Genomic DNA, 17,084 nt, shown 5'->3' on the forward strand with positions numbered 1-17,084 from the left:
AGTAGGTTGTCTGCGGCCCATTTTTCCTGATTTGCTTATAACTAAAGATAATCAATTCTGAAAAAATAAACAACACTATATACGCAAAAAAAGAGACTGCCCTTTTGAGACAGCCTCATCTTTTGATTTTTACCAGCACAAGTGAATGAAGCGCCCAACTTAGTCAACTGATTTTGCAGGCGTAATTGCCTAAGGAATTCAAGCTCTGCTTCTGATTTCGACCTGAGCCGTTTCAATGGTTTATAGCCATGCCAAAATGCTCGGATAAAGGTGCCAAAGCATAAATGGGAAAGGATGAGAGCGCATTGAGTATAATAATGGTAATGAAAAGAAATATCCCAAAGGTAACAGTTTCTGTTTTTAGCGTACCCAAAGAACCCTCGACAACCTTACGCTTGCTGAGTAAACAGGCGATCGACAAAGCGGCCAACATGGGTACAAACCGGCCGCTCAGCATTGCCAAAGAAGTAGAGAGGTTCCAAAAAGGTGTGTTGTCGCCCAATCCCTCAAAACCGCTCCCATTCCCTGCAACTGCGGAAACAAACTCATAATACATCGTTGACAGTCCATGAGGGCCCGTATTGGATAACCAGCCCAAACTATTATTTCCTTGTGTGTTATAGACATAACAGGCTACGCCGGTTAATACCATAGGTACAAGTAATTGTAAAACACTTGCGATTATCGCTGTCTGCATTTCCCGTATGCCAATTTTCCGTCCCAGTAGTTCAGGTGTGCGGCCTATCATAAGACTTCCCAGAAACACGGCAATGATCATGTATAAAAAAAGATTGATCCATCCTGTTCCCAAGCCTCCAAAAAAACAATCAATCTGCATCCCTATGAACATAAGAACGCCCGATAATGGCATATAGCTGTCATGCATACCCACAACAGTTCCAGCCGGAACACATGAATTTTCTCCACTATAAAGCGCAGAGTAAAAACTTCCAAATCGGGTCTCTTTTCCTTCCATGTTGCCAGCCCTGGTATCAATTCCCATGGACTCAACAAGGGGATTCCCATTCACTTCCTGTAAAATAACAGGCACTGTGACAAAAAAAGAAACCCGAAGCCATAACGCCAAAAATCATTCTGCTAAATGCCTTATTTTTCAGAAAAAAAGCAATGAAGAAAATAAAAGCAACCGGTAAAAGCAGAACAATGATATAATGAATAAGAAAACTCACGAAATCCGGATTTTCAAAAGGATGTGCATCGTTAGTCCCAAAATATCCCCCACCGTTGGAGCCCAGTTCTTTGATCGAAATCATGGCAGCAACCGGGCCAGTAGCAACTGAGATTGTATCTCCTTGCAACGTAACCATATCTTCAGGAACATTAAATGTCATCGGCATACCCCGAAACAGGAAAAATACAGAGGCCACGATACTTAACGGAATCAATATCCTTGTCATCGAGCGGACAAAATCAAAGTAAAAGTTGCCAAGCCCTGCACCATTTGTCTTTAAGCATCTCACGACTGCTACACCAACGGCAAGACTGGCGGCTGCGCTGACAAATTGCAAAAAGGTGAAGACTGCGATCTGAGAAAAATACGTTGCACCTGTTTCTCCTGAATAATGCTGTAAATTGGTGCTGGTGATAAAACTTACCGCCGAATGCAGTGCAAGGGTCCAGTCCATAGAAGGATTATTGGCCGGATTCAAAAGTAAATCTGATTGGAATACCAGTATGAAAAACGCGTAAATAAGCCAGACCACGTTTACACTGGCAAAAGCCAAAACATATTGCTTAAATCCCATTCCAATACCCGGATTTACACCGAGCCATTTGAAAACCTTTGCTTCGCCCGACTCTAAAATGTCTAGTAGCGATCTTTCTTTGGAATAGACCCGGCTCATGTAATTGCCCAAAGGCCAGCAAATCAATACTGTAAAAGAAAAAAGCAATAAAGCCCCAGAAACATTATTTATATCCATGATTTTTTATCTGAAAAGATCCGGTAAATGAACGCTTCAATGGATATAAAAGACAGCAACAGAATCAAAACCGAAAACGGTGTGACTGGCATCGGACTTCGATATTTCATAATAATTAATTTTAAGATAAATGCAGTTTAAATCGTACTACCATAATACCTACAAAATAAAAGCCAGACGTATGTCAGAGACTCACATAAATACATAATCACTTAAAAACAAGGCTATTACAATATATTTACTATTTAAATAGGCTTAATATCACCTATTTTAACTTTTATCAAATTGATAGGCTCTGCTTGTCAATTGCGGTAGATTCAAGATAAAAAAGAAGTCAAAAACTAACTTCATTGTTTGTACCCATCAAAAAAACAGATTATCATTTTGATAGGATAACCAAATCGTCAACGTCAACACAAACAATATAAATTCCTGTAAATCAATTTATTATCGCAAAAACATACACAGCCAGAATGATCTTTGCTGGGTTTATAATAATCCTGGTTTTTGCAGAAGCAAAGCTGTAAAACACTAAAACCAGAATCCCGCTATTGTCGGTTGTTTGCCTTAGGAAGAGACGCTTCAAAACTCAAAATACTGGCTTCCAGAGATAGGGCATGCTACCTTATATGAAATCTTTGATAATGCAGAAATCAGACGTATGCGTCCCAGATCAGAAGGTGAAGGTCTTTCTGATTTTAGCGTGTGGAGCCGTGATCAAGTACGTCAAAGAATTGAAGATTTTTATAACGGCGTCCCAAATAAATCCAAAACCAATTTTGACTAAAAAAGCAGTTCACCAATACCATTTAAAACATTTGGTAAATCTTAAAATAATCAACAATGAATAAATATTATCCCTTTTCTCTAGGGAGGAAAAAGATGAAAACCACACGATTGTCGCACCTTTAGAGGACGTAGAGTTATATCCTGAGTACTATGATTTTTTCGCAAAACATGGATATGAAGGAAATGGCTACTGTTGGGAAGGGCATGTAACCCAAATTCTTGAAAAAATAGATGAGGGATTATTATCCATATCGAATTTGCCCCGGAAGGGGGAGGGTTTTACGCTTACGCAGATTCAAAAGAAGCCCAAATTAAATTCTTAGAAATACTCGCACCGATATTTTCTGATTTGGATAAACTGGAACAGTGGGTTAAGAAAACGGATAGAGATCGTATTGATGATTAACAAAAGAGCTACTTTAAATGTAGCTCTTCGTGTATTTTATATGTCGTAATTTGTCTGCTCTGAATTTACAGTAGGCATCCAACGGTTTGCCAACTGTATCCGTATACAGTTGGATGCATGGATTTTTAGTACCCACTGCTCCCACAGGGATCGATGGTGAATTGTATCCTGAAATGTTGGAAGCGGATTCTTTATTTGCAGTTTTGACTTTGGAGAATTGTTAGCTCGTAAGCAAGTTGAGTTTGTTCCACAGGAAGTTTTGAAAAATGTAATCGCAAATCGTATTATTCATGTGCGGCCACTGTTAGTTACTAATAATGTATGAATGGAGATATTCGCCAAAATGATAGAACTTGATTTCATGCGTTAAACTCATACCTATGCGAAAGCACTCGATAGTAAAATCAGTAGTGACGTGCTGGATTTGGAAAGTAAACTCGCAGTGCAGAAAAATAACTTTATTGTATTAGTCACTTATCAAAGAACTAGTTTGTAGGGGTGTGGTGCTATTGATATCATTCAGCTCGTTGTATTCTCGTGTATACCTTCCACAGACAATTGCCAGACCTGTTATTTATCTCTAAGGTTAGGCTATCCCTGGCATGTTGTTCTCCCGCAGAGCATGCTTCCGTTTTGCCCAACAATGAAGAATTAAACAATTAAAAACAACCTTCCGGTTACTTTTAATATAGAAACACATTCTCAATCAATCCGGCATTGGCAGATTTTTTTCTTAAAATTATTGACTGTGACATTATTAATTGATAATTTGTAACTACATGGTTATTTTTGATAATTAGAACCTCAATCCGATGGCGCGAAAATTACAACCACTAATTGAGTACCTCCTTTCCAGAAAGACGGAGATAATCTATAATGTCAATGACTCTATTGCTGGGTTCGTCAGACATAACATCGTGCTTTTTGATGAATTTAGTCCGGAGTTGCGACCTGGCACGCGTTATTCTGTTGCCAGAGATGTACTTGGTACATTAAGGCAAGAAGCCAATCGTTTAGCTTGTAATAATATCAAGACTAGGGGGAAGGCAAAACAAACAGGCAGGGAATATCAGTTCTCAATTATTTATTCAGAGAACAATGGGAAGAACTAGCTGCATATCCAGCCAATTGATGAGCATCATTTGAGTAATTTCGTGGTCAGAATAACAAATATGAATTTTCAAGGATTAAAATTGTTGTTCGAACATGATTTCGATAAAAAATCCGGGCAGGTTCAATTTAAAAGTACTTTGAGAGGTAGGGATAGTGAATAGCCCTGCTCTTTGCAGGTAAAATCCGGATTGACATTGAAGTTTGGTTGAATCCCAAGAACCTAAATTCACATGAAAAACAGTTAAGGAATATTCGCTAATTTAGAATTTTATATAGAACATTATTTATTTACATGATCCCTCAGGATATATATAGCTTAAGCTTTAAGGACATCAATGAACTATTCTACAGAAAAACGCTTATTGAAAGTCAGACAATAGAAATCAAGCGGCATTTGTCGTTGGACAAAAACGGCAAGCCCGAAAATAGGGAGTTTGCAAAAGATGTAACTGCGATGGCTAATGCTGAGGTGGGTGTCATTTTTTTGGGAATCGATGAAAAGGAGCAAGAAATCTGCGGGGTAGATGTGAGGTTTGGAAATCAAAAAATAGAAGACTGGATCAGCAATGTATTAAACGATCTCGTTGATAAAACGTTAAGCTATCAAATCCATCAAATTCCAGTAAATGATGATGATGCCAGAAAGGTTATTGTACTTAATATTGCTAAAGGCACAGATAAACCCTATTACGTGATAGTAGAAAAAAAAAGTCTAGCTTACGTTCGCAAGGGCAGTTCTGTGTTTGCCGCCAAACTATCTGATATTGCTGCTATGTACAAAGCACATGATAAACTCTCTGCATCAACGTCTCCAAGAATCAAGCAGCATGCCAGGGGCAAGAATATTCAACAGATTGGCCAAAACTTTGGAAAAATAATTACCACGAAAAAAATACAGCATGTTACCGAAGTCGTGTACGATAAAGATGCGCACATTACCGATCAGCAGGCAAAACTCATAAAAGACAAAGTCGATGAAATTGTTGAAATATACGAAAGTGCTGGAAAGTTCAAAGATTCGGCGACAAAAGGGAAGTTTTACGCAACGACCTGGAGCGGTATCAAAAACCGTTTTAGTGTAACCAAATATACGCTCCTGCAAAAGCATCAGTTTGACGAATGTATGCAATGGCTGCAATCTCAAATTGCAGCTAAACACCGTCCTGTTCTTCGTAAACATAATAATCCTGTCTGGAAAAGGGACATGTATGCAAGCATCTATGCCAAATCCAGGAATGATTGGAACATGGATAAGGATGATCTTTATGAATTTGCAAGTAGCAGACTTAAACTTAAAAATCCGATCTCATCTTTAAAAGATTTAAGCGATGTCAACCTTAAGAAGTTGTATGGCCTGCTTTTTTCAAAATGATAATTATCCGGCAATCACTTTTATTTCTTTAGCGACTTGAAAACATTTTCCTCTATAAAAGAATTACTGGCTGTTCTCAGTCGTGAGCAGAAGCTTATCACAGAGATTTTCGAAAAACGTAAGGTGTTGTCTTACAGGTTTGATGATGCGCTGGAAGTACTGGATTATAATGAAGACAAGCTCCGCGCCCTAATCGAATTTGCCGTTATCAGGGAAAATGGTGCTTATCTGGAGCTTGATGATCAATTCTTGCAGTTCTTCGAGCAGATCCTTGAGGTAAATGAAGAAATTAATGTCTCTTACATTAATGAAAACCTTCAGAGTATCCGTCAGAATATCCTTTATTATCTACAGGAAAATAGCGAAAACAGGAAGTACAATTATTTACGGCAGGTGAAGAGTGCATTGAGGAAAACCGGAATCATCGCCATTCGGAATGTAGTTGACCTGAAAAGAAATATAGACAACACCTTTAAAAACGAACCGAATTATAAAATTAAAAAAGCCAAGCTTGAACATCTTGACCTCAAACGAAATGATATTGCTGCATTAGTTGCATTGACGGACCATCTGATATCCGGAGAGGAGGAGCAGACATTTTTCAAAACGGCAGCTGATGAAGAATTGCAGAGGATAATTATAGGCCTGAAGAGTCAGCTAAATTCATGCAGGCATAATCTGATTGACATTCAGATGCAGATCATAGAATTTCTCAATCGGCTCAAATATCAAAGTGGTCTATTAGAGAAAGTCAGACAACTCAAGTACCTAAAGGATCAGTTTGAACTTCGTAGTAAGACCAATATTGTTCATGTACTGTCATCCAACCATGCGCTCGTCTTTGAACCAAATCCCGCATACTCTTTAAAGCTTTCCATAGACCAGCTACAAAACGATGATGAGACACTAGAGATCATAAAAAGGGTTGTCAGCCGTGTTCGGTCCGGCCCCAGGACGAGGCAAGTGCTTTCTGACAATAATTTAGAGGATTACCTTCAAGACGATGTTGAAGAACTCGCCCAGATTAATCTTGAAGAAGTAAAAAATAGCTTCTTGGCCGGAAGTAATAACCTTTTTGACTTTCTGCAAGCATATGATTTTGGGAAACCCGTTTCATTCGAAGAGTTACTGACCGTTTATTGCCAGTTAATTTCTCAATATGATGAACATTTTAGGTTAACAGATGAATACCAGACTAGGAGAAAGACCGAATACTTATTGATTTATCCATTATGATATGAACGAAAATCCCAAGCAATCCGCCGAAGTATACGATACATTGAGTAAAGGCCAGTTTATCTGTTCTAATAGTAGCAAGGATGTTGTTCGTAAGCTTTACAATGAAATAAACCAGAATTTTGATAATTACTATAGCTATTTTCAGGGCATTAATCTTATCCTGGAAGAAGGAGACGAATATTATCATTTTACAAGGGTTGACAGCCGTGCTGACCTAGACCGCAAACTTGATACCGCAATGAAATGGATCGATATAGTCGATTTTTTGAAAACCTTTGAAAATAGTTTTGGGTCTGGGTTTCGTTTCCGTCCGCAGGATATACTTGTAAGACTGGGTGTTGATGCCGATTTAAAGAACAAACTGGAAGGCTTAAAGAAATATGCGCAGGGTAAAGACAAGCATGGAGATATTATTGAAAAGGTGCTGGACCATCTTGAAAAGGATAACTTCATCGAATTGGAAAATGAGATTGTGCATGAATATAAAACACTTGCGTCATTTGCGTACCTAGAAAAATTATTATTGAATATCAATATTCCTGAAGAGATACTGCATGAGATTCCTGAATAAGATTATTTTTATAAATAGTGCCAGCGTTGCTTATGCGGAAATAAACCTGGATGGAAACGTTCATTTCATTGGCACACAGGGCGTAGGGAAAAGTACGGCCTTAAGGGCTATTTTATTCTTTTACAACGCTGACAAGCTTAAATTAGGTATAGAGAAAGGAAAACGCTCATTTGATGATTACTATTTTCCTTATGGTAATTCATATTTAGTTTATGAATTATTCAGGGAAAATGGCCCTTTCTGCGTGGTGGCCTTCAAATCACAGGGGCGCGTCGCCTATCGTTTTATTGATGGCCCTTATAACAAGAACAATTTTATAAGTACTGAAAACAAAGCCCTAGGATGGGATCAGGTACGGGGGACGTTGAATGGCTCTGTCAGCTATTCAAGAAAAATTGAAAGGTATGAAGAATACAGAGACATCCTATATGGCAATAATATGGGATTGCCGGCAGAGTTTCGTAAATATGCCCTGATTGAAAGCAAGCAGTATCAAAATCTACCTCGGACAATACAGAATGTCTTTTTGAATTCAAAGCTCGAAGCGGAGTTTATTAAACAAACCATAATCATGTCCTTAAATGAGGAGGATGTTAAAATTGATCTCGACCAGTATGCATTTCATCTTCGGGATTTTGAACAACAACTGGCCGATATCAGTAAATGGAGCGACAAAAACCGGAGCGGAGATGTTGTTGTACGGTCAATAGCAGCCACTATAGTTAAAGTCTATTCGGAAATACGTTTCCTGGTTAAAGAAAAGGTAACAGTTGCCCTTCAACTGTTGGCAACCCATGCGGATTTGGAAAAGTCTCAGCCGGAAGTGCTAAAGCAGTTAGAAAAAGAGAAGGGAAAGTTAGCTTTGGCAAGCAAAAAAGTCGACGAAGCAAACCAGAAATTCCAGGAAAAGAAGGACAAGATTGTTAAGGAAATTAATTTGACGGACGGAAAATTAACTGAGGCAAAGCAAAAATCCGATGGATATGCCCGGTTAAATATTGGTGATATCATAGCGAGGGTGAACAAACGGGCGGAACTGGAAAACAAAAAGGAGCATTTGAAAAAGGAAGAGCATTTGTTGTCTGCCCGTTTCACAGAGATCACGACGAGATATGATGCTTTGGTTTTTCAGAACCAAAATCAGTTAAATGATTTTGTTAATCTGAAAAACACGGAGAAGAATAACCTAAAAGATACCTATTATAGGACAAAAGAAGAGATTCTGCAGGCTTATGAGAAGATAATCAGTGAGACAGAGAAGGAAAACAGTGAGATAAAAGCCAACGCAGAAGAGTCCATTTTAACAAAGACCACTCTTATTCATGAATTGAACATGAAAAAACAGGAAGTCGAGTTAAAGCGATGGTTTGAAAAGGAGATTAACGAAAATAAACAGGCGATTGATCAGGCGAATCGAATCATACTGTCCTCGGATACAGATATAAAAGGGGGCAAAGCCCAAATAGAATACCTTCAGAAACAGTGGGATCTGGATCTAGCTAAATATGATACTGAATATAATCACAAAACATCTCTTACAAACGACTCAATCACTAGTTTTACTGCTAAAATCGCACAGATAAACAACCTCATCAACCAGCGTAAGGACTCCTTATACGATTGGCTACATGAAAATAAGCCCGGGTGGGAACAGACCATTGGTAGGGTTATCAACCAGGAGCAGGTTTTATTTCATCCAGGCTTATCGCCAAAACTTGCTAAGGCTGAGGGAACATTTTATGGCGTAGAAATAAATCTGGAAGAAATCGCGGTTGAGGTAAAGACCGTAGCGGATTATGAAAAAGAATGCCAGCAGATCGGTAGCGAAATTAAAAAGGCGCAATCTTTACTTGGTTCGACTGCCGAAGAAAGGATAAAAGAGCAGGAAAAGTACAAAAAGAAATATCAGGCTCAAATCAAGGTTTTTAAGAACGTTATCGAAGTACAGGAATATTCATCCCAAAAGGGGGCAGCAGCTTTAGAAAAAGCCACTATCGAGCTTGACGAGTGGCAGCGAAAAGCAGTGGTGACCCGGTTAAATGCCATTGCTGAAATTAAGCAGGAACTTTTGTTTGCAAATGAGGAGAAGCAAATTGCTCAGGACCAATTAACGATAATTAATAACCAGATCAAAAGCCGGATCGAAAGAAAAAAGAAGGAAAGAGATCAAAAAATTGCGGAGGGAAGTGCCAATCTTCAAGATTCGCTCTCTGGCCTTGACGGGGATATAGAAAAGGAAACAATTGTCATTCAAAATCGGAATGCTGAGATTAAAGCACAGGAAAATCTGGTGTTGGAACGCGAAGGTGCAGACACCAAACGAATTTCCATTATAGAAAGTGAGTTGCTGGAAGTGAATGCTGAGCTCCGTTTTATTGAGGAGAACAGGAATCATGTATCCGATTATCAAAAAGATAAGCGAGAGTTATTCGATCTGGTCGACGAGTTTAAGGCGAATAAGAAACTTAGCGAAACCCGCCTTCTTACTGAGGAACAGCGCCATGTGATGGGCAGGGTGAAACTTCTAGAGGTGGTCGACAAGCTAAATACTCTGATTAATGACCAGGAAGCATTGCTTCGGGAAACGCAGGAGGACATAGAGGAGTTTAATCTGTTTAGCCAGACAGAAGTATTTTTAACACTGGATCCCGAAGACATTAAAATCAACGAACAGCTTAAAGTCGATAGACGACTTAAGGCTCTTATGGCAGATTTGAACGACAAGAGCTTTTCCATCAGAAATAAGACTGATGAATTGCGTGGGGCAATAAGCCGTTTCCTTAGCTATTTTTCACCTTCAAACGTATTTGGATTTAAGACAAACTTAGTTGACAGTGCGGATTACTTCCTGTTTGCTGAAAATTTGAAAGAGTTTATGGAAGAGGACAAGATAGTCGAGTATGAAAAACGGACCAATGAACATTTTGCCAGTTTAATAGCTCAGATAGGTAAAGAGACAACAGAGCTAGTCTCCAAAGAGGCTATTATTCAAAAAGTGATAACAGATATCAACAAAGATTTCGAAGAACGAAATTTTGCCGGTGTGATCAAAAGTATTAACCTTAGGCTGTCATCCAGCGCAAATAGAGTTGTTATGCTTTTATCTGAAATTAGATCATTTAACAATGAACACTTAATTACCCTTGGAGCCTCAAACTTATTTAGTACTACCGATACAGAGCAGAACAATAAGAAAGCAGTAGGGTATCTGAAGAACTTCGCAAACGAGATTGCCTCATCAAAGCAGACTGAGATTAATCTTTCCGACACTTTTGAATTGCAGTTCAAGATTGTTGAAAATGACAATGACAGCGGTTGGGTCGAAAAGTTGACAAATTTCGGTTCCGAGGGTACTGATATCCTAGTAAAGGCTATGATTAATATCATGTTATTAAATGTATTTAAAGAAAGCGCTTCAAAAAGGTTTAAGGATTTTCGTTTGCATTGTATGATGGACGAGATTGGTAAACTACACCCGACCAACGTGAAGGGGATTTTAAAGTTCGCAAATGACAGGAACATCTTATTGATCAACAGTTCACCAACATCTTACAATGCATCAGAATATAGGCACACCTATAAACTGTCCAAAGACAGTAAGAACATAACCAAGGTGGTAAAGCTGTTAACTAACTACTAATTATGGGACTTGGCAAAGCGTTGGCAGTGAAGTTACTGCAACTGTACAATGGAGAGCGGATACCTGCCAGTAAGCTTAATCACCCTTTGATCGTCGAGTTAATTGCTGAGGGTGTTATTATAGATCTCAGATATGGCCGTTCCAAAAGTTTGTTATTCATTCCTTTACCTGCGAGCCTTGATGACTTTTTGTTTAATCGCTTTGCCATAGCAAATTTGGGGGCTTATATTGATGCGTTAAATCAAGAAGAACTCTCCAGGGCCCTTTTGGTACAGCATGCCTCGGATTCTAAGACTAAAAATGTAAGAGTATTTAAGGGGTTTCTGGTTAATTGCTATCAGCCTATTCAAGCCGAACTTGGTGGAAATCCAATAGTAATTTATCCACCGGCAGGAACGTTTCAATTCATCCATGATTTTGAGCGTTTTATCCTCCAACCGGATGTCACCGTTGTAAGTGTAGAAAACGCCGAGAACTTTAGCTTGATTGGCAAACAGCAATACTTGTTCAAAGGTCTTAGGACATTATTCGTAAGTCGCTATCCCCAAAATAAAAGTAAGGATTTGGTCAAATGGCTCACTGGTATTCAAAACCTCCATCTGCATTTTGGAGATTATGACTTTGCGGGTATCAATATTTATTTACAAGAATACAAACGGTATTTAGGTGTCCGCACGAGATTTTTTATCCCCCCGGACCTGGAAATTTTGATTGCCAGACATGGAAATAAGAAAATATATGATAGTCAGAAAGCCAACTTTACATTGGAAGCGGTAGAGGATCCAGAAATTCTGCAAACTATTGCGCTTTTGCATAAGTATAAAAAGGGACTGGAGCAAGAAGCTTTAATTTGGCTTTAATGGCAATTTTTAAACCGAACTTTTTTCATCTTAATTGCTGTGTTGTAAAGAAATTTTGATTTTCTTTTCGAAGCAAGCCAAAGTGTTGTGCGCGATAGGAGGTATTTAAGATTGGGCGACCTTTACCCCTCTAAGTAGTTAATTATAAACCTGAGTTCGATTAATAATTGAGAAAAAAGGGAGGATTTAAATTGGTAAGATTCAGCACTCTTTATATATTTAAGTATCTGAAATTCAAATATATAACAGGCAAGGTGGCTCCAAAAAGCGGCACACATTTTTGCACATCTTGATGCAAAATGAAAGACAAAAAACCAGTTATGGTTCGAAGGAGCTACGATGCTGATTTTAAGCAGGAAGTGATCAGAATGCTGACTTCTGGCAGAAGTGCTAAAGATATCTCGGATGCATTTGGAATTGCCGAGAATGTGGGTCGCCACCCCGGTTCTTTATCATTGGAAAAGAATGGCAACAAAAAAGACAAAATCGACTTCCGGGGAAAATAGCAACGATAGGTCAGTAAAGCTGGCCGCTGAAGTTGCTAAGCTACGTGCTGAAAATGAGCGTTTAAAAACTGATCGCGAAATTCTAAAAAAGGCATTAGGTCTCTTGAGCCAGTCCGACTCAGGGACGTCTATGAGCTGATATATTCACTCTCTCGGACGCAAAAGGTCAATTATTTATGTACGCTTTTCGAAGTGAGCAGGACAGCCTACTATCGCTACCGACAAGGAAAAAGCCATAATGCAGATAAAAAATACAATAGACCAAAGCATGAGATACGGATCGAATTTATCCAAAATCTGAAACGATACGGTAGAAGGCGCATTAGGGAATCATTAAAACAAAAAGGAATAACAATCGGTCGCAGGAAAATCGCTGAAATCATGCAAAAAGAGGGTTTGAGAGCTATCCAACCACCAAAATTTATTCCAAGGACCACAGATAGCAGACATGGGAAACGAGTGTCGCCCAATCTTTTACTGGATCAGCCCAAGCCGACCAAACCAAATAGTGTCTGGGTTTCTGATATCACGTATATGCCTCTAAAAGGCGGTAAATGGGCTTACTTATGCGTTTGGATTGATTTATTCTCTCGCCAGGTAGTTAGCTGGCAGTTAGCTGAAAATATGCAGGAAAGTCTTGTTAGGGAACCCGTTGGAAAGAGCACTTTTAAAGCGTCGGGTAACGGCAGGAATGATCGTGCATTCTGATCGTGGTGGCCAATATTTGTCGCACAAAATGAAGAAGTTGATCAAGACCTTCAAGTTAAAACAAAGCATGTCCCGCGCTGATGATCCTTACGATAATGCCTGGGCCGAATCATTTTGGAGCAGGTTGAAGGCAGAGCTGGATATTCCGGACCAATGAGAGCCAGCGTTCCGGGAACTTGAGCCAGTTTTCCGGCAAACTGAGCCACTTAATAAAAGTGGGAGCTTAGTAGCGATTCCGGCAAACTGAGCCAGTTTGGACTACTGACATTCCGGCATATTGAGCCACCCGGATTTTTTAGCTCGATTCCGGCAAACTGAGCCACCCGAGATTGGTATTGAAGTAATTAATCATCCATCTTTTGCAAAAAACAGAAGCAAAGGATGGCCAACAAAGTTACTTCAATGCAAACATTGCGATTGATCATACAGATGCTGGACCGGAATATGTCAGAGCGAAACATCGCTAGGCAATTTCAGATTTCCCGCAATACGATAAAATTTTACAGAGAGCGGCTGCAAACAAGCGCCTATACTTCCAAACAGCTCCTGGACCTGGATGATGCCGGGTTATCATCGATAGTTTATCAGGACTCTCCGTCTGTTCAGCATGAAGTCGAACGTAAGCAGGACTTTCGTGAGAAGCTGGGCTATTTTCTTTCGGAGCTAAAAGATAGGGGGATGACGCGTCAGTTGCTATGGGAGGACCGGGTCGCCGGGCGATACATAGCTCAATATCCAGACGGGTACCGTTATTCTCAGTTTTGCCATCACCTCAATGAATCTGGTAAAGTCATGCAAGCCAGCTATCATATTCGTCATCAGGTGGCGGAAATGATAATGGTGGATTTTGCAGGAAAGATGATGCATTACTTTGACAAAGTCACTGGTGAACAGGTGAGCTGTCCCGTATTGATATGCGTGCTGCCATTTAGTAATTACACTTATGTAGAAGCTCTACCCAATGCACGTTTATCTGCTCTGATCGCTGCGCTTAACAATTGTCTACTGCACTTTGGAGGTGTACCTCTATCGTTTAAAACAGATAATATGAAGCAGGTAGTCAAAAAGACCAACCGCTACGAACCCAGTTTTACAGACTTAATTCAGCAATGGTCGCTGCATAACAACATTACCCTGCTGGCAGCCAGGCCGGGCAAACCAAAAGATAAGGCCCCAGTCGAAGGGCATGTAAAAATTGCCTACCAGCGGATTTATGCCCCGCTGCGCAACCACATTTTTTTTAATCTTCAGGAACTTAATGCAGCTATTCAGGTGCAGCTTGAAGTACATAACAACAAGAACTTTCAGGGGAAAACGTATAGCCGCTGGCAGCAGTTTTCCCAGCATGAGCAGCACTTACTGCAACCACTGCCAGATCAACCCTTTGCGGTCAGGCACAGCACTTTGGCCAAGGTTCAGAAGAACTATCATGTGACTTTAGGCGAAGACTGGCATCATTACAGCGTTCCATTCCACCACATTGGTAAGCAGGTTACGATTATCTATGATCATCAGACTGTTGAAATTTATTTGGAGCATCGTCGGATTGCGGTTCATAAGCGCTTTTTCAACCAGCATGGCTATACCACCCTCAAGGAACATATGCCTGAAAATCACCGGGCGTATCACCAACAGAAGGGTTGGGACAGCGATTATTTTCTTAGACAGGCGCATCAGGTCGGCCCGGCAACCGTATCCTACATCGATGGCGTATTGAAAGGCCGTCAGTTCTCCGAACAAACTTTTAACTCGTGCCGTGGCATATTACGGTTAAGCTCCGTTTACGGCAAAGACCGGCTGGAAGCTGCTTGCCAGCGTGCTATGAATGCCAGCGCTTTTAATTATAAAACACTGGCCAATATCCTTGCCAACAACCTGGATAAAGCTCCGCAGGCTGACCAGACTATTTTATTCCAAACACCTGAGCATGATAATATTCGCGGTGCTGCCGCCTATGAGTAAAAACCATTCTTATATAAACCGATCAGTATGAACACAGAACAAACGTATCAGCAATTAAAGGAGCTCAGACTCCAGGGCATGGCCACGCGCTACGCAGCCGTAACAGACCAGCCGCTTCATCAACAGCCAGAGGCCCACACCATGGTGGCGATGCTGGTGGAAGCAGAACATGAACAGCGCATCCTTTACCGGACTCAGCTCTATTTAAAATTAGCTAAACTGCGATATACTGCATACCTCGAGCAGGTAAATTGTAAACCAGAGAGAGGCATCACCTCAGAGCAGTTAATACGCTTGGGTGAGTGTTCGTTCGTACAAAAGGGTGAAAATATCCTGATAACAGGGGCTACCGGCTGCGGCAAATCCTACCTCGCTTGTGCGCTTGGAAGGCAAGCCTGTGTTAAAGGACATAAGGTACTTTATTACCCCATGAATCGTTTTATCGAACAGTTAGCACTTGCCAGGCTCGACGGCACTTATCTGAAATGGCTTAATCAGATCGCAAAAGTCCCCCTGCTGATCCTGGATGACTTCGGCTTGCAGCCGCTTACTCACGACATCAAAATGGCATTATTGCAAATATTGGAGGACCGGTATGCTTCCGGCTCAACCATTATTACAGCCCAAATGCCAGTTAGCAATTGGCATGATTACATCAATGATCCAAGCTTGAGTGATGCGATCTGTGACAGATTGACAGCCAACTCCCACAGAATAAATCTTTTAGGTAACTCTATGAGGAAAACAAAAAATAGCTAATTTTATAACGCTTCAATACGATTCTCGATCCGGCTCAGTTTTCCGGAACAGTGGCTCAAGTACGCCGGAATTTCCACAGAGCTGAATATGCCCAAGGGTGGATATGAGAATCTCCTATGTTTACAAAGCTAATTGAGTCGCAAGCCAAAAGTTAGATTTGTAGTATAAAGTGATAAAAGGGTGAGAGCGGATGCAAACCTCAATAACTCATGAAGTATATTGTTTTCTAGAAATTGCCTCATCCTTTTTTATCTTTTCGAGTCTGAACAGAATGTAAGGAGTTGAGCATTGCTCAATATTCAGAATATCCAGCCAGGAGACAAGACGAACCGGGAGATTCATCACTTTATGTTAACCATTAACATTAGACTGATGAACGTTTTAAAACAAGTATTAGGAGTAGATGTTGCCCAGAGGGAACTCGTGGTTACTCTGGGCAGATTGCTGGCAGATTTAAGTATCGAGTTGTATGCTTATAAAGTTTTCGCCAACAACGAAAAGGGCTTTTTATCCTTGCTGACATGGACTAAAAAGCTGATAGGTCCGGCCATGGAAGTTCTATTTGTAATGGAAAGCACGGGTGTGTATCACCAGAAGTTTGCTTATTTTCTGGATGGTCATGGATACAGATTAAGTATTGTTTTACCGAACAAGATCAGCAATTATATCAGGACTTTGGAGGTTAAAACCATTACTGACAAAAGTTGTTCGGAGGCCATAGCCAGGTTTGGGTTGGAGCGAAAGCTAGATAATTGGATACGCCCTAAAAAAACTTATAAAAGCCTTCAGCAACTTACCAGAGAGCGAGATCAGGTCGTTTTAGAGCGATCAATGGTAAAAAATCAGCTGCATGCGGAATCTCAGGAAGCAGAGCCACATGAGCGGAGTTTAGAGCGTTTGAAGGAGCGAATTGAGTTTCTTAGTAGACAGGAAAGAGAAATTAAAGAAGATATAGAGCAGGTTGTTAATCGGGATGCTGAGCTCAAAAAAGAAGTGGAAATTATCAGTAGTATTCCAGGGGTAGGAGAATTGACGGCTGCAATTATTTTGGGAGAAACAAATGGTTTTGAATTGATACGAAATAAGAAGCAGCTCACCAGTTATGCAGGCTTTGACGTCAACGAAAAACAATCAGGAACCTCGGTGAAAGGCAAGCCAAGAATATCAAAAAAAGGAAACCGAAGCCTTAGAAAAGCGATGTATTTACCATCGATGA

At 40.2% G+C, this 17,084-nt stretch carries 13 protein-coding genes and 1 pseudogene; 12 read left to right on the forward strand and 2 right to left on the reverse strand.

The window, feature by feature from the left end; genetic code table 11:
• Positions 1 to 232: 232 nt before the first annotated feature.
• Together RB622_RS29240 and RB622_RS29245 are read right to left on the reverse strand one after the other, a co-directional pair.
• Complete coding sequence (locus RB622_RS29240; RefSeq protein ID WP_308050374.1) at positions 233 to 1,030, reverse strand: potassium-transporting ATPase subunit KdpA; 798 nt, start codon at positions 1,028 to 1,030, stop codon at positions 233 to 235.
• Positions 1,008 to 1,943: a potassium-transporting ATPase subunit KdpA gene (locus RB622_RS29245; protein WP_308050375.1), complete on the reverse strand. Its 936-nt coding sequence runs from the start codon at positions 1,941 to 1,943 to the stop codon at positions 1,008 to 1,010. Before RB622_RS29245 ends, RB622_RS29240 begins: the two co-directional genes overlap by 23 nt.
• Positions 1,944 to 4,543: 2,600 nt before the next feature.
• Between RB622_RS29245 and RB622_RS29250 the strand changes: the two genes are divergently transcribed.
• The 12 genes and pseudogenes from RB622_RS29250 to RB622_RS29305 form a co-directional block, all read left to right on the forward strand.
• Positions 4,544 to 5,623, forward strand: coding sequence for an RNA-binding domain-containing protein (locus tag RB622_RS29250; RefSeq protein ID WP_308050377.1), 1,080 nt, complete (start codon positions 4,544 to 4,546; stop codon positions 5,621 to 5,623).
• A 36-nt stretch (positions 5,624 to 5,659) separates the two neighbouring features.
• Complete coding sequence (locus tag RB622_RS29255) at positions 5,660 to 6,859, forward strand: hypothetical protein (RefSeq protein WP_308050378.1); 1,200 nt, start codon at positions 5,660 to 5,662, stop codon at positions 6,857 to 6,859.
• A gap of 1 nt (position 6,860) precedes the next feature.
• Entirely contained in the window at positions 6,861 to 7,433 is a 573-nt protein-coding gene (locus RB622_RS29260) for a condensin complex protein MksE (RefSeq protein WP_308050379.1), read from the forward strand.
• Positions 7,417 to 11,073, forward strand: a complete 3,657-nt coding sequence (locus tag RB622_RS29265) for an ATP-binding protein (protein ID WP_308050380.1) — start codon at positions 7,417 to 7,419, stop codon at positions 11,071 to 11,073. Before RB622_RS29260 ends, RB622_RS29265 begins: the two co-directional genes overlap by 17 nt.
• Before the next feature lie 2 nt (positions 11,074 to 11,075).
• Positions 11,076 to 11,933 carry a hypothetical protein gene (locus RB622_RS29270; protein WP_308050381.1) on the forward strand — a complete coding sequence of 286 codons (858 nt, stop codon included), beginning with the start codon at positions 11,076 to 11,078 and terminating at the stop codon, positions 11,931 to 11,933.
• Positions 11,934 to 12,232: 299 nt separating this feature from the next.
• On the forward strand, positions 12,233 to 12,439 hold the full coding sequence (locus RB622_RS29275) for a hypothetical protein (protein WP_308050382.1): 207 nt from the start codon (positions 12,233 to 12,235) through the stop codon (positions 12,437 to 12,439).
• Between the two features lie 192 nt (positions 12,440 to 12,631).
• Positions 12,632 to 12,799: pseudogene (locus RB622_RS29280) on the forward strand (IS3 family transposase); the annotation flags it as partial.
• A 21-nt stretch (positions 12,800 to 12,820) separates the two neighbouring features.
• Positions 12,821 to 13,147: a DDE-type integrase/transposase/recombinase gene (locus tag RB622_RS29285; RefSeq protein WP_308050388.1), complete on the forward strand. Its 327-nt coding sequence runs from the start codon at positions 12,821 to 12,823 to the stop codon at positions 13,145 to 13,147.
• 28 nt (positions 13,148 to 13,175) lie between these two features.
• On the forward strand, positions 13,176 to 13,304 hold the full coding sequence (locus RB622_RS29290) for a hypothetical protein (protein WP_308050383.1): 129 nt from the start codon (positions 13,176 to 13,178) through the stop codon (positions 13,302 to 13,304).
• Between the two features lie 245 nt (positions 13,305 to 13,549).
• A complete protein-coding gene (gene istA, locus RB622_RS29295) occupies positions 13,550 to 15,109 on the forward strand; it encodes an IS21 family transposase (RefSeq protein WP_308050384.1) in 1,560 nt (519 codons plus the stop codon).
• A gap of 27 nt (positions 15,110 to 15,136) precedes the next feature.
• On the forward strand, positions 15,137 to 15,868 hold the full coding sequence (istB, locus tag RB622_RS29300; protein ID WP_308050385.1) for an IS21-like element helper ATPase IstB: 732 nt from the start codon (positions 15,137 to 15,139) through the stop codon (positions 15,866 to 15,868).
• A gap of 372 nt (positions 15,869 to 16,240) precedes the next feature.
• Positions 16,241 to 17,084: IS110 family transposase (locus RB622_RS29305; protein ID WP_308050387.1), on the forward strand; the 844-nt coding region annotated here is incomplete at its 3' end.

Origin of the sequence: Dyadobacter sp. LHD-138, assembly GCF_030929615.1 — a bacterium.
In the GTDB taxonomy this organism is placed as follows: Bacteria; Bacteroidota; Bacteroidia; order Cytophagales; family Spirosomataceae; genus Dyadobacter.